The organism is Lactonifactor sp. BIOML-A5, from assembly GCF_009677585.1.
Lineage (GTDB): Bacteria > Bacillota > Clostridia > Lachnospirales > Lachnospiraceae > Lactonifactor.
This window is the reverse complement of record NZ_WKYV01000006.1, coordinates 1-14,305: the sequence shown is the minus strand read 5'-3', so window position 1 is coordinate 14,305 and position 14,305 is coordinate 1. Positions and strand designations below refer to the sequence as shown.

Here is a 14,305-nt window from a genome sequence, read left to right as displayed (position 1 = left end):
ACGAGACTTAGGAAGAAAAGAAAGGAAATGAAAATGAAAAATTCAACCGATTTAAAGACGCTGCTGCTTGCAATTAACCATAAAAGTTATCCGGCCTATAAAGATACCCGGGGGAGCTACCAGTTCCCCGGGTATCTTCTGTCCATTGACCACGTACAGGGAGATCCCTTTGCTTCTCCCTCCAAGGTAAGCCTGGTCATCGAGGGCAGACAGGCCGGCTTCCCTGCCGGACTTTTTGACACGTCCTACAAGCGGACCGCGCTCTGCGACTACCTCACACGTATCTTTGGTCAGAAAATTGACCGATATAACTTTAAAGCAAAAGGCTCCGGCAAAAGCGGCCTTATATCGGTCAGCCGCTGCGGGCAGGAGGTCCTGGAGCGTACTGCCTGTACCATTCACCCCAGGACCGGTACTCTTACGGTTCATCTGGAGGTAGGCTTTCCGGCTAACGGAAGAACCATTAATTCCTCAGAGCTCATCAAGATCCTCTATGATTTTCTCCCTGACTGCGTCACCTCTTCCTTTTATTATCAGAAGCTGAATGCCCGTCAGGTAACCGAAGTCATCCATCTGGCAGAGGACCAGGAATATATCCGCAGCCAGCTCTCCTCTCTGGGTCTCACCGCTTTTGTGGCAAATGGCTCCATACTTCCAAGGGAAAGCGGTGTCTCCAGCCGTCCCATGAGACAGGCGATTCCCTTCCAATCCCCCAAGTCCCTGGAAGTCACTCTGGAGCTTCCCCACCGGGGAGCTCTTTCCGGAATGGGACTGCGCAAAGGCATCACAATCATTGTAGGGGGCGGTTATCACGGAAAATCAACCCTCTTGAAGGCGCTGGAACTGGGGGTATACAATCATATTAAGGGAGATGGAAGAGAGTATGTTATCACGGACCCCACAGCCGTTAAAATCCGGGCGGAAGACGGGCGGAGCATTAAAAAAACGGATATTTCTCTGTTTGTCAATGACCTGCCCAACGGAAAAGACACCGTTTCCTTCACCACAGAAGATGCCAGCGGCAGCACCTCTCAGGCTGCCAATGTGATCGAAGCCATGGAGGCGGGAACCTCCCTGTTTCTCATCGATGAGGATACCAGCGCCACCAACTTTATGATCCGGGATGAGCTGATGCAGCGTGTGGTTCACAGGGATCAGGAGCCTATCACCCCATTCCTTGAGAGAGTCCGCCACCTGTACGAAGCATACGGAATATCCTCTGTGATTGTCGCCGGCAGTTCTGGTTCCTTTTTCCACATTGCCGACCGGGTGATTCAGATGGACCGGTATCTCCCCAAGGATATAACCGAACCGGCAAAAGAAGAGGCCAAAGCGTTTCCAACTCTCACCCTTCCTGGAAAACTTCCCGCCGTCCCCTCTTTTCTGCGGATGCCTGGTTACAGCTCTTCCGTGAAGGGAAACAGCCGTGTAAAGATTAAGGTAATGGGAAAAGACGGAATATCCATGAACAAAGAGACCATTGATTTAAGGTATTTGGAACAGCTGGCAGACAGTGAACAGACTGCCGCCCTGGGTTACATGATAAAGTATGCGGAGTGTAATCTTTTGGACGGAAAAAAAGATTTGAGAACCATCGTGGACCTTCTGGAGAATCTCATCCGCCAGAAAGGGCTGGCCGCAGTCACTGAGAGCAGCTACCTCCCCTCCAACCTGGCCATGCCAAGGCGGCAGGAGATTTTTGCCTGCTTTAACCGGTACAGAGGATTATCCCTGAAGTAATTTTCCTCCTTTTCCAACAGGATTCTCCATTTACACTTTTCCTTCTTTTTAACCTTTAGACTGGCAAACCTTCTTTTATTAGTGCTATAATAGTGTCAATACTCAAGTCAATCATAATGTAGGAGGAATAAAACATGCCACATCTATTTGAGCCTTTCATTACCAAGCATCTGTCGTTAAGAAACAGATTGGTCTTTCCGCCCATGGCCACCGCCAAATCCCAGGCTGACGGTACCATCACTCAGGACGTTCTGGATTATTACCGGCAGAGGTCTCAGGGGGGCTATATCGGAATGATCATTGTAGAGCACAGCTATATTTCCCCCCAGGGGAAAGCCACAGCCCATCAGATGGGGATTCACAGCGACGACTGTCTCCCCGGTCTGAGGCAGCTGGCGGATGTCATAAAGAAAGACGGCAGCAAAGCCGTCATTCAGATTAATCATGCAGGAAGCGCCTGTGATCCTGATCTGAATCTCCATCCCACCCTGGCCCCCTCTCCCATTAAGAATATACGCAAAGGGTTTCTCCCTGACAAGGTTATGAACAGAGATGACATGCTTCAGGTAATTGAAGAATTTCAACTGGCCGCCCGGCGGGCAAAAACCGCCGGCTTTGACGGGGTGGAGATTCACTGTGCCCACGGATACCTTCTGAATCAATTCTACTCTCCTCTCAGCAACCACCGCACGGACGAATACGGGGGAACCCTGGAAAACCGCCTTCGTCTGCCTCTGGAGGTTGTCACTGCGGTCCGCTGTGAGGTAGGCCCGGACTATCCGGTTCTGCTTCGTCTGGGCGCCTGTGACTACATGGAGGGAGGCACAGTACTGGAGGACAGTATTGCAGCCGCAAAAATGTTTGAGAAAGCAGGCGTTACCCTGCTTGATATCTCCGGAGGCCACTGCGGCTACACTATCCCGGAAGCCTCCGCCCAGCCCCAGGGTTATTTTTCTTCCCTGACCCAGCCCATAAAACAAGCCGTATCTGTTCCTGTTATTCTCACAGGGGGAATCACGGATGCCAGAGCTGCCGATCACCTTTTGGTTTCAGAAAAAGCAGATCTGGCCGGTGTAGGCAGGGCTATCTATAAAGACTCTGCGTGGATGCAGAGGGCCTGTGAGGAGTATCTTCTATAGTCCAAGTGACAACCGGCAGTCTCCGTGCTATACTATTAACCAGAGACTTCTCTTAATTTTGTATTACAGAAAGGCAGGTATTATATGAGTTTCAAAGAGATATCACCAGATCAATTACAATTTAATCCCTTTACTAAAATCGGAAAAGAATGGCTGCTCATCACTGCAGGCACCAAAGATAAATTCAATACTATGACCGCCAGTTGGGGCGGTGTAGGAGTATTCTGGGGCAAGGACACTGTGACCACCTATATCCGTCCCCAGAGGTATACCAAGGAATTTGTGGATGCCAATGACACATTTACCCTTGCATTCTTTGACCCGTCCTACAAAAAAGCCCTGAATCTCTGCGGCACCGTATCCGGAAGAGATACAGACAAAGTAAAGGACGCGGGACTGACCCCTCTTTTTGTGGATGAAACAGTTGCGTTTGAGGAGGCAAATCTCATCCTAGTGTGCAAAAAAATATATCAGGACACCATGCCGCCGGAAAACTTTATCGCAAAAGAAATGGACGAAAAATGGTATCCCAATAAAGACTATCACACCATGTACATCTCTGAGATTGTAAAGGTACTGGAAAAGGAATAAGACAGCGTAAGAGAGGGCAGGGGGTTTTGTAAATTTCCCCTGCCCTCTCTTACTGTTTGTCATTTACTCCACAGCAAATTCCGGGAACTTTTCCTGGAATACGCTCTGTGCCATCCTGCGTATCTCCTCCTCCATCTCTTCATATCTGCGCAAAAGTGAATTTCCTTCTTCAGTCAGAAAGCTGGCGCCCCCGCTTTTCCCCCCATGCTGTCTTTGAATCACCCGGTACCCAAGCTGTTCTTCCGCCCTGTTGATGATGGTCCATCCTTTGGTGTAGGACATATTCATCTGCCTGCAGGCTTCTTTCATAGATCCGGTATACTGTAAAAGTGTCAAAAGCTGGGCCGTACCTGGGCCGAAAATCTGCTGTTCTTTCATAATCCTCACAGTAACCGATGCAGTATAGAGCTGACGGCTCCTCTCTTCCAGGAGTTCTTTCTTCCCGTGGACTTCCCCTGCTCTGAGAAGAATCCCCTCATCCTCTACCTGCACCAGAGTCCGACCGCAGGACGCTGACTGCATGGCGCCTGCCAATCCCCGGCTGCCGTCATAGGACAGCAGTTCCGGGATCACAGAGGTATTGATAAGGACGGGATGGCCTTTTCTCTCCTGGTATACAGGCACCCCCAGAGGAGCCTTAGCATCCATCAGCCGATGGAGGGTATGAACTGACACCATGGGAAGATCCACAGGGGTACAGATCACTTGTCCGCAGAGATCTTTTATATATTCCAGTCCTGCTTTGATGGTATCAAACATCTGGGCACTCTCATATTCTCCGTAATGCATACAGATGACTCCCATTTTAGATACTGCTTTTTCAAGGTCTTTTGCCCGGTATCCGGTAACCAGGACAATGGGAGAACACCCGGCCTGCCGGAGGGTCAAAATCAGCCTCTGAACTGCGGTCAGGGCCCCTATTTCCAGCAAAGGCTTAAATTCCCCCCTGTAAAAGTCAGCCCTTGCGGCTGTAATTACCGCGCCGGTACGTATCTTTTTTTCCATAGGCTGTTCTCCTTATCTATCAGTCAGCACGTCCTGTTTTCTTCTGGCCCTCTCCTGTATCAGCTCCCCGGCAATGCTAATGGCTATCTCTGCCGGTGTCTCTGCCTGGATATCGTTTCCTACAGGCATATGGCATCCTGCAATCTCTTCCTCTGTAAATCCCTGTTCCAGCAGTTTTTCAGTAACCGCAGCAATCTTCCGGCGGCTGCCCATGATTCCGATATAATAAGGCCTCCGCTTTAATACCTGAGCCTGTACCTGAAGATCTGACAGATGGCCCCTGGTCATAATAATCACGTAATCTTCCTCTGTAATGGTGACGTAGTCCCCGATTCTGGAAAAATCACAAACCAGTACCTCCCCGGCCCCGGGAAATCTCTCTGGACTGGCAAACTCCGCCCTGTCGTCCAGAACCACGCAGGAAAAATCCAGGTGGCTGAGCACCGGAACTGTCTCCTGGGCTACATGCCCGCCGCCAAACACATACACCTTTCCGGACGGCAGCAGGGGTTCACTGTACAGGCATCTGCTTTTTTCCCGGAGAAATACCGCCCGGTTTTTAAGCGGGAGATTTCCAAGGGATCCTTCCATTCCCCAAAGCCCTTGTTTCTTCGTATATATCCCCATGTTCCAGGATTCCTCTTTCGTAATCTCCAGGATCATCCAGGCGCCTTCCTCCCCCTGGCACATATCCTTTAGTTTCCTGCAGATCATGCGTACTTTGGCGTCTTCCCGGGAGAGAAACTGGAAATAAACAGTGATCCTTCCTCCGCAGATCATACCCAGATCAGCCGCCTGACCAGGTGCCAGACTGTAGTTCAAAATGAGGGATTTTTTTCTCCTCAGCACCTCGGATGCCTTTTTGGCAGCCTCATATTCCACGGCCCCTCCCCCTATGGTACCCAGGCAATCCCCATTCTCACTTACCAGCATCTTTGCGCCCGCGCCTCTGGGGGCGGAACCGGATCCGTCTATTATCGTAACTAATACAGCATCCTGTCCAGACTCCAGCCTTTCACTTGCCTCTTGAAATATTTTATACATATCATCCCATCCTGCCATTTTTATCATTATTGTACAAAAGTTGCTGTCGAGTGTCAATCATATGTTATTCGGCGGTTTTTTCGGTAAAATTTCAGAGATTCTGGCGACACTGTTCATGCAGTTGAGCGCCAGTGTATTGAAATAAATCTCCTCTTCCAGCTTCCCATAGACCCGGAACTCACTGCCTGCTGTGAGAAAACTGTTCAGTTCATTCTTTGTAAATCCCCTGCGTATCCGCTTTAACGCCTGCTCCATATTCCCGAGAAGTTCCTCAATGGCGGGATTTTCCCTGGGGCTTACCTTATATTTCTTCAAATACGCATGAATCTGCTCGATCTCTGAGAGGAGCCGGCGGTTGATGGGCAGCAGCCGGCTATAGAACTGCTTCTCATTTTCCCCCATATTTTCCTTCATATAATTCCGGATCTCCTCAGAGAGGAGATTTGAGACCATCATATACTCCCGAAGCAGGCTGGGATCCTCTTCATCATACAGGCTTTTTTGCAGTTCACCTACCAGCTTCTCATCAATATCAAGCAGATCGTTAACGCTTTTTAGAAATTCCGATTTTGCAGTAATCGGAAGAATAAAACGGTTGGCCAGCCATACGGTCACAGCAGCCAGCCCCACACATAAGATTCGAAGCGCAATGGCCTGACCCGTATCCAGGCTTAAGGTAGTCAGGGCCATCCCGTAGCAGGTACTGTACATAGGCATCGTCCAGGAGGTTACCGGAACATAGTACATCAGGCAGGTCATCACCACTATGATCCCGATATGCCCCCAGAAGGACTTAAAAATCTCGGTCAGGAAAAAGGTAATAAAAAGTCCCGTCACAGTGCCGATGATACGGTTATTCAGCTTGAGCATACTTTCTTCTGAATATGGCATCAGCATTAAAAAAGCACTCATAGGAAACCAATAGCCGTGTTCCAGGGAAGTAATCCTGCAAAAGGCAAATGAAATACAGAGCACGACAGACAGCCTCAGGGCAAACCGTACCTGAAATCTGTCCGGATGAAATTTCCGCAAAAACTCCTTCGGACCTCCTGTCTTGCCTCTGGGCCGTCTCCACTCCCTCCCCCTGTTTGCTTTATCTGTGGAAGTTACCTCCTTTAAAGCAAAACAGATAAGTCCAAGAATAAACTCCATGGCCTGATTCAGCTTCTCATCTCCCAGTCTCTCATGACTCTGGAAGTAATTGATCTCTGAGATCAGCCCATGATTATCCGCCTCATTCATCTGCTGTTCCACATTCCGGAAGACCCTCGCCAGCTGCCTGTGATACTCCTGCTCATTGAACGCTATACCCTTTTTTGGATCCAGCAGCTCTGTCATATAGTAGCGGAACCGCTGAAAGACAATCATAAAGTAATAATTTATCTTTCCATATCCGTCAGCCAGATACCTGTAATTCCTGCTGGCATAGATCACCTGATTCATATGGTACATCATCTGCACCAGATCCGCCATATCCCCCCGGTCTCTCCTTCCTTCCGAAAGTTTCTCCAGCTGCAGCGCCATATTTGCCATTCCACTGCGCACAGTGCCATAATGCCGCTTTTTTCTGAATATTTTTCTGTGAAGATATAAAGCTGCCGTCAGAAAACAAAACGCATACAGCAGAGCCCCTATACGTACCAAAAGCAGCTTTGCCGGTATGGGCAGCAGCTGCAGAAAGACAAACGCCATTCCATACACAAAATAGGCTTTTGGTGTAAATTTGTCCGTGAGAAGATATACAAGCAGAAAGGGAACCAGCAGGTTCAGCAGAATACAGAGAGGGAGGTTCCGGGTCGCCCCATAGGCTGCCAGACCTGCCAGCAGGATCCTTCCGTAAGCCTGGAGCAATTCCCCGAAAGTAAAATCCTGAGTACTTTTTGTCTTGAAAAAGAGAGTTAAAAACGAAACCAAAATCACCTGCTTGGAACCAAACAGAAAAAATATAGTAAAAAACAAAAAAAGAGAGACAAAAATAGTAGGAAAAGCGACACGCCATTTTGTCAGCAGCTGGGCTGTCTTTCCATCATCTGTCATGGTCTTTCCCCGCCGGCTTGCACTTATAATCATTTGTCTCCTCCCTTCTGTCTCAAATGGAATCAGGGACACTGCCAGCAAGCAGTGTCCCTTTTATTGTATCCCCGTTTACAGCAAATAGGAATAGTCTTTTATTACGGCTGCCATGAGATCTCTCAGGCCTTTGGGGATTCTCTCGTTATCTTCAGAAACTTTCAGCGTTACTTCGTTCCCAAACAGTCTTACCCTGCACAATCCGGCCTCTCTGTCCAGTACGGCAAAGCCCTGGTTCTTGCTGTCTGCCATATCCTTCTCGTTGGCAAACAATGTGAATTTATCCAGATAAGGAGCACTGGCATATGGGCAGAAACTCTTGCAGTTGCCGCATTCATTGCACATATAGTCCACGTGGATAATCTGGGCCATAGGCATTCCCGGCACCTGGATAGATATATTTGCCCGGTTTGGACATACATCCACACAGTTTTCACATACAGCGGCACAATTCAGGCAGCGTTTGCTCTCATGAGGAGCCTCGTTTTCGCTGACCAGAATCCCTTTCTTGGCAAAACATTCTTCCCTGGATCCTTCCTTTTCACATTCACTGACTGCAGGACTGCTAAGGATCGCCGCAGCCACCTTCTGCGCATCCCGGATTCCCTCCACTACAGTCGCCGGACCGCCGAGACCGTCACCGGCCAGATAGATCCCCTTCTGACTGGATTCCAGGGTTTTGTCATCCCTGTATGCTTTTCCCCTGTCGTCTGTATTCAGCCCGTTAGCCTGGTAGAATTCTGTGGGGACCTTCTCGCCTACCGCAACAATTACTGTGTCGGCCGGCACCGATTCTTTTTCCCCAGTCCCGCTTACGCTCTGCCGGCCGGATGCATCCAGGGCACCCAGCTGCATCTTTTCACAGAGAAGCTGGCCGTCTTCCAGAGATATAGGAGCCAGAAGCTCCCTGAAGATAACCCCATCCTTTTCTGCCATATCTAATTCTTCCTCGTCAGCCGGCATATAGCGTTTGGTTCTCCGGTATACCAAATAGACATGTTCCACCCCTTTGGTGCGTTTCGCCGCTCTTGCTGTATCCATGGCAGTATTTCCGCCTCCGATGACAACCACATTTCTGCCCAGTGAAAGATCTCCGTCTTTTTCCTTGAATTCTCTCAGGAATTCCAGGGCATTCATGGTTTCCCCTTTCTCCAGCTTCAGACTTCCGGGCTTGGAAGCACCCAGAGCAAGCACAATAGAAGTGAATCCCTCAGCCTTCAGTTCCTCCAGAGAAGTTATCTCTGCATTGGTCTTAACAGTCACTCCCAGCTTTTCAATGAGGGCAATGTCTTTGTCAATAGATTCCCCGGAAATTCTGAATCCCGGGATTACATTGCGGACCACACCTCCAAGAGAAGCCTCTTTCTCGAATACTGTAACCCCCACGCCTTCCCGTGCCAGGAAATAGGCAGTAGCGATGCCTGCCGGCCCTCCTCCGACTACAGCAACCTTTTCCGCTCCGTTTACAGGCACCGGCTGAATCCGGGAGGCAACGGCATCATAAGCCTTCTCTGCTGCCTCCAGTTTCACACCCCGGATGTTGACGGCCTCTTCGTAGAAATTTCTGGTGCATTTTCCCATACAGTTATGAGCACAGATAGTACCGGTGATAAAGGGCAGAGGATTTTTCCGCAGGATAACCTGAAGCGCCTCTTCATACTTGCCTTCTCCAGCCAGCGCTATATAATTGGTGATATCCTGGTGAATGGGACATCCCTCCTCACAGGGTGCCATAAAACAGTCCAGAAGAGGAACCGTCTCCTTAGTCTTTCTGCTGGGAAGCGGTTTCGCGGCCTTCACATGGTGGCTGTCTTTCTTTGCGTCCTCCGCCAGCTTTGACAGTGCATCCACATCTACCCCGCAAAAAGGCCGGAAGCCCTGCTTTGCGAGCAGATCTGCCATCTGCGTACCCCTGTTGTATCCCCCTGGCTTTAACAGGGTGGTTGCAACGGTAACCGGCCAGATACCGGCACCGATAATTCGGCCGATATTATAGTAATCTGCTCCTCCGGAGTAGGCAATGCGAAGTTTCCCGTCAAACTCTTTGGAAAGCTTTGCAGCCAGAGAGATGGACAGAGGAAAGAGAGACTTTCCTGACATATACATTTCTTCGCTGGGAAGCTCACTCCTTGTTACATCCACTGGGAAGGTGTTGGTAATCTTCACGCCGAATGCCAGGCCCAGTTCCTCAGACAGCTTCATCAGCCGGCGGAACATGGGAATAGCGTCTTCATACTGAAGATCGTCTTTAAAGTGGAAATCTCCGAATACCATATAGTCATATCCCATGTCGTCCATAGTTTTTCTGGCAAAATCATATCCCAGAAGAGTGGGATTGCACTTGATAAAGGTGTTCATATGTTTTTCTGTAAACAGATAATTGGCTATGCTTTCAATCTCCTGGGGAGGACATCCGTGCAGAGTGGAAATGGTAGCCGAGTTGCAGATATCGGAAGGAATTTTCTCCGCATCCTCTGCCGTGAACCGTTCAAACATATCAATATGGTCCAGAAGCCACTGTCTGCACTCCCTGAAGATATCCGTATCCTTAGCTTCCTTCATGCTTTCAATGAATGTATCGATCTTTTCCGACTTGATTCCTGCCAGATCATACCCCACGCTGATATTGAACTGAAAACCGTCCTGGCTTCCCAGCCCCCATTCTTTTGCCATCACGTGAAGGGCAAACCATGCTTTAATATATTCACCCATAGCCTGGGGAACAAACAGCTCTGTGGACCACTCACAGTTATAGCATTCGTCCTCTGCCAGAATACAGGGCTTGTTAACGCAGGCAGACAGTTCATCTCCGTCCATGATCTGTACCGTTTTCAGTTCGAAAAAACGGCTTCCTGTATAGTAGGCAGCAATAATATTCTGGGCCAGCTGGGTATGGGGACCTGCGGCCGGTCCGATTGGGGTCTCCAGCTTTCTTCCGAACAATTCCAGAGTCTCATCACCTGCTGCATAAGGACTGTGGGTACCAAATACTGTATTTCTCTTCTTCTTTTCCTCCATAATCCAGGTCATTAACTGGGAAAATGGCATACATGTCATCCGATCACTCATTTTATCTACCTCCCGCACTATCTGCTGTTAATATCATCTGCCAGTTTTTTGGCTTCTTCTCTGCATTTTGCCAGAGTCGCTTCCTCGTCAATACCGGTGAGCACTCTGTCTCTCATCAATACCTTCCCGTTACATACAGTGGTAGTAGTATCTCTTCCCTGCATGCCGAACAGAATATGACCGTTGCAGTTGTCACCATTCATAGGAGTCAGTGGATCATAATCTACTACTATCACATCTGCCGCCGCACCTTTTTTCAGTACACCCAAAGGTTTTTTAAAGTATCGTCCCGCTATCCTGGCATTTCCCTCGAACAGCATCTGAGGAACCTCTGCCCAGGCAGCATTGGGATCGCATAAATGGTGTTTGTGAAGTACATTGGCTACTTTATAGGATTCTGTCATATCATGGGTATACCCATCGGTTCCAAGCCCTGTAAGAATTCCCTTGTGAACGATTGCCATAGTTGGCGGGCATCCGCAGGCATTGCCCATATTCGATTCCGGATTATGTACAACCATGGTGTCTGTCTCTTTGATCAGATCCATCTCATGATCATTTACATAGATACAGTGTCCAAGAAGCGTCTTATCCCCAAGCACATTACAGTCCATAAGCCGGTCTACGATTCGTTTTCCATAGGTTTTCAGACAATGGTGGAGATCTTCTATCCCTTCCGCCACATGAATGTGGTATCCCACTTCCCCGGGTTTGTTCTCAGCCGCAAGGGCCATGGTCTCATCCGATATGGTAAAGGACGCATGCATTCCCATCATCCCCGCAATCATATCGCTCTCATCTTCCAGGGCATGTTTTATAAATCTGGCATTTTCCATCACGGATTCTCTGGCCTTTTCTTTGCCGTCCCGATCCGACACTTCGTAGCACAGACAGGTCCGGATTCCCAGCTCCTTTGCCGCGTCTTCTATAGTAAACAAGCTGTCTGTAATATGGCCGAAGCTTGCATGGTGGTCAAACACTGTAGTCACTCCGTTTTTAATGGAGTCCATGTACGTTGCCAGCGCACTGTAGCGGATCTGCTCAGGAGTCAGATGCCGGTCAATGGTCCACCACATACCGTCCAGGATATCCAGAAAACCGTCAGGATTATACCCATTGATGGACAGCCCTCTGGCAAAGGCACTGTATATATGCTCATGCACATTGATAAAGGCGGGCATAATGATTTTTCCTTTTGCATCTATGTATTCTGTCTGCGGATAAGCACCTTTCACCGCTTCTGTGGTTCCTGTCATCACGATGGTGTTTCCATCCATAGCCACTGCCCCATTTTCGATAAATGGATTCTCTGCATCTCTTGTAATCATTCTCCCGTTGCCAATTACCAGCATATGTGTTACCTCCTTCATTTAGAAAAAAATATAAAAACCCTCTTGATAGTTAGAGTGTACCATGGAAAATAAGCAATAGCAATAGTTTTTAACAAAAATTTTTAAGTATATCTAAAAATTTTTGTATGCCATGTCGGAAACTTAACCAAACAGAAAAAAGCTGAGGAAAATTGTCCCAAAAATTCTGGGGTTCCTCAACTTTTTCTTATGCTTTTTGAATTATTTCAATTATTTTCTCAACTTCTCCACCTGGCTGTCCAGTTTATCCTTTTCCCTTGGAAAATAATCATAAAATGCCTGAGTGGCCGCTTTTGTAAACACCTCCATCTCCTGGACAAGGCCTGTGTTCATAGGAAGCCTGTACGCATTCTGCAGTACTTCCTTTGCGATTTTCATGGTAATGTCTTCATCCTTCATGGACATCATTCCCATAAGCTTCGTTCCGTACCCCTTATCCGTTGCGCAGAGATGGTAGTAAAAGGAACAGAGATGATAAATCTCACGGTAAAGGACCTCCCTGCCCGTCTCCCCGTACTCTTCCGCCTCGGAAAATCCCATTTTTTTTATGGTTTTCCTCAGCTCTTTTGCAGCATACCGGAAGCCGAAAAGCCCCCCGTTATTCCTGGAAAGATAGAGCATCTCCATCCATCCTCCGATATAATTGTCCACCTGCTGGCCGGTGTTTTTTTTGTCCCTGGAGACATAACGTATTTCCCACAGCTTCTGCCTCAGATCATTCTCCGAAACTCCCGGGTGCTGCCGTATCTCTTCCTCCAAAAGTATCCTTCTGAGCCCGGGATCTTTTTCGCTGTAGTAACTCTCCGGCCATGTATTTTGCGTAGTGCCTTCCATATCCCCCGTTCCTCCTATTTTCCTCCCAGCATAAAGCTCACCAGAGCGGTTGCTATCGTCTTGCCTGACTGTTCTCCCGTGCATTTGGCAGAGACATTTACCAGATGTCTGCCGCACCGCTCCATCTTGGCGGTTACCAGCATATCATCCCCCTTCACTGCCGGGGAGAGGTAATTTATGGTGAGATTAATGGTGGGTGTAACCATATTTTTGCTTCTGTTGCCAGAGAGTATGCCGCAGGTAGTGTCCACTGCGGCGGCTATAAGTCCTCCGTGCATGGAAGACATATGGTTCAGCGCCCAGTCCTCCACCGGATAGCGCACCGTCAGCCACTCTTCCCTGGCACTGCAGGCACAGAACCCGGGCTTCATCATATTGTAAATATGCGTAGCGGGTTCTGAATCTATTCTTCTAATCCTCTCTCTCATGGCTTTCTCCATGGCTTCCTGCTCATCCCTCCAGAAAGCTTCGCTCTTATCTTGTTCTGTCATTTTGTCTTCTCTCCTTTTCTCCTGTACCTTCCCTAATATTTCACTTCCGCCAGAATCAATCCCCTGGCAGGAGCTGTATAGCCTGCTAGTTTCCTGTTTCTTCCCACCAGAATCTCTTTCATAGAATCCGGACACCGTTTCCCCTGTCCCACTTCTATCAGAGTACCCGTGAGGATGCGCACCATATTGTACAGAAATCCATCCCCCTCGTAAGTAATCTCAATTTCTCCAGCTTTTTCCCGGATGTCAATCCTTCTCAGTCTCCTCACCGTTGACTTTTTCATTCTTTTATTTGAACAGAAGCTTTTAAAATCGTGTTCCCCTACCAGAAGAGCAGCGGCCTCTCTCATCCCGGCCACATCCAGTTCCTTCCCCAGAGGATAGTAATACTTTCTTTCAAATACATTCTTATACGCCCCGATGCCAATCCGGTAACGGTACACCTTTCCTGAAGCATTCAGCCTTGCATGAAAACGGTCAGCTGCCTGCCTTACCTCTACCACCCCGATGTCCTCCGGTAGATACAAGTTCAAATATCGGCAGATTTCATCCTCCGAAGCATCCGTATCCAGATACACACTGGCCACCTGACCCAGCGCATGTACCCCCGCATCTGTCCTGCCGGCCCCCTGCACTTCCACAGGAGCCTGTACCATCCGTGAGAGAACCTCCTCAATCCTCCCCTGAATCGTATTCTCAGTATTGCCCTGCCGCTGCCATCCGTCATAGCGGGTACCGTCGTATTGGATAATTAGTTTATAATTCATATGATTTGAGTCCTATCTGTGGTTTTTTGTATTATACCATAGAATTCTTTAAAATTAAATTATAGTTTTGTGTATGTAAAGTTCGAGATAAAATAGTCGGCGAGCGGAGTGTCGCAGACGGACGGTCAAGGGAGGAGGTCTTGGGGCCAGGGGTACTGTGTGGATCTGCTTGCTACTGCGTTTCT

General features: G+C 48.6%; 11 protein-coding genes. 3 read left to right on the top strand and 8 right to left on the bottom strand.

The window, feature by feature from the left end; translation table 11 throughout:
• Positions 1-33: 33 nt before the first annotated feature.
• From GKG41_RS05860 to GKG41_RS05850, 3 genes are all read left to right on the top strand, one after another.
• The gene (locus GKG41_RS05860) at positions 34-1,740 is read left to right on the top strand and encodes an ABC-ATPase domain-containing protein (protein WP_154257612.1); all 1,707 of its coding nucleotides are present in this window, start codon (positions 34-36) and stop codon (positions 1,738-1,740) included.
• A gap of 134 nt (positions 1,741-1,874) precedes the next feature.
• Complete coding sequence (locus GKG41_RS05855) at positions 1,875-2,879, top strand: NADH:flavin oxidoreductase (protein ID WP_154257611.1); 1,005 nt, start codon at positions 1,875-1,877, stop codon at positions 2,877-2,879.
• Positions 2,880-2,963: 84 nt separating this feature from the next.
• Complete coding sequence (locus GKG41_RS05850; protein ID WP_154257610.1) at positions 2,964-3,470, top strand: flavin reductase; 507 nt, start codon at positions 2,964-2,966, stop codon at positions 3,468-3,470.
• Positions 3,471-3,533: 63 nt separating this feature from the next.
• Here GKG41_RS05850 and GKG41_RS05845 read toward each other — a convergent pair whose 3' ends face one another.
• The 8 genes from GKG41_RS05845 to truA form a co-directional block, all read right to left on the bottom strand.
• Complete coding sequence (locus GKG41_RS05845; RefSeq protein ID WP_154257609.1) at positions 3,534-4,475, bottom strand: NTP transferase domain-containing protein; 942 nt, start codon at positions 4,473-4,475, stop codon at positions 3,534-3,536.
• 12 nt (positions 4,476-4,487) lie between these two features.
• A complete protein-coding gene (locus GKG41_RS05840) occupies positions 4,488-5,519 on the bottom strand; it encodes an XdhC/CoxI family protein (protein WP_154257608.1) in 1,032 nt (343 codons plus the stop codon).
• 57 nt (positions 5,520-5,576) lie between these two features.
• Entirely contained in the window at positions 5,577-7,589 is a 2,013-nt protein-coding gene (locus GKG41_RS05835; RefSeq protein WP_243140974.1) for an FUSC family protein, read from the bottom strand.
• A gap of 75 nt (positions 7,590-7,664) precedes the next feature.
• The gene (gene ygfK / locus GKG41_RS05830; RefSeq protein WP_154257607.1) at positions 7,665-10,658 is read right to left on the bottom strand and encodes a putative selenate reductase subunit YgfK; all 2,994 of its coding nucleotides are present in this window, start codon (positions 10,656-10,658) and stop codon (positions 7,665-7,667) included.
• Positions 10,659-10,675: 17 nt separating this feature from the next.
• Positions 10,676-12,010: a putative aminohydrolase SsnA gene (ssnA, locus tag GKG41_RS05825; RefSeq protein ID WP_154257606.1), complete on the bottom strand. Its 1,335-nt coding sequence runs from the start codon at positions 12,008-12,010 to the stop codon at positions 10,676-10,678.
• 228 nt (positions 12,011-12,238) lie between these two features.
• Complete coding sequence (locus GKG41_RS05820; RefSeq protein WP_154257605.1) at positions 12,239-12,862, bottom strand: DUF6553 family protein; 624 nt, start codon at positions 12,860-12,862, stop codon at positions 12,239-12,241.
• A gap of 14 nt (positions 12,863-12,876) precedes the next feature.
• Positions 12,877-13,353 (bottom strand): PaaI family thioesterase, encoded by a 477-nt coding sequence (locus GKG41_RS05815; RefSeq protein WP_154257604.1) that lies wholly within the window; start codon positions 13,351-13,353, stop codon positions 12,877-12,879.
• A 32-nt stretch (positions 13,354-13,385) separates the two neighbouring features.
• The gene (gene truA / locus GKG41_RS05810; protein WP_154257603.1) at positions 13,386-14,120 is read right to left on the bottom strand and encodes a tRNA pseudouridine(38-40) synthase TruA; all 735 of its coding nucleotides are present in this window, start codon (positions 14,118-14,120) and stop codon (positions 13,386-13,388) included.
• Positions 14,121-14,305: the final 185 nt, after the last annotated feature.

Coding starts and splice junctions, on each gene's coding strand:
- GKG41_RS05860 (WP_154257612.1), top strand. CDS start 34: ATGAAAAATTCAACCGATTTAAAGACGCTGCTGCTTGCAATTAACCAT.
- GKG41_RS05855 (WP_154257611.1), top strand. CDS start 1,875: ATGCCACATCTATTTGAGCCTTTCATTACCAAGCATCTGTCGTTAAGA.
- GKG41_RS05850 (WP_154257610.1), top strand. CDS start 2,964: ATGAGTTTCAAAGAGATATCACCAGATCAATTACAATTTAATCCCTTT.
- GKG41_RS05845 (WP_154257609.1), bottom strand. CDS start 4,475: ATGGAAAAAAAGATACGTACCGGCGCGGTAATTACAGCCGCAAGGGCT.
- GKG41_RS05840 (WP_154257608.1), bottom strand. CDS start 5,519: ATGTATAAAATATTTCAAGAGGCAAGTGAAAGGCTGGAGTCTGGACAG.
- GKG41_RS05835 (WP_243140974.1), bottom strand. CDS start 7,589: ATGATTATAAGTGCAAGCCGGCGGGGAAAGACCATGACAGATGATGGA.
- ygfK (WP_154257607.1), bottom strand. CDS start 10,658: ATGAGTGATCGGATGACATGTATGCCATTTTCCCAGTTAATGACCTGG.
- ssnA (WP_154257606.1), bottom strand. CDS start 12,010: ATGCTGGTAATTGGCAACGGGAGAATGATTACAAGAGATGCAGAGAAT.
- GKG41_RS05820 (WP_154257605.1), bottom strand. CDS start 12,862: ATGGAAGGCACTACGCAAAATACATGGCCGGAGAGTTACTACAGCGAA.
- GKG41_RS05815 (WP_154257604.1), bottom strand. CDS start 13,353: ATGACAGAACAAGATAAGAGCGAAGCTTTCTGGAGGGATGAGCAGGAA.
- truA (WP_154257603.1), bottom strand. CDS start 14,120: ATGAATTATAAACTAATTATCCAATACGACGGTACCCGCTATGACGGA.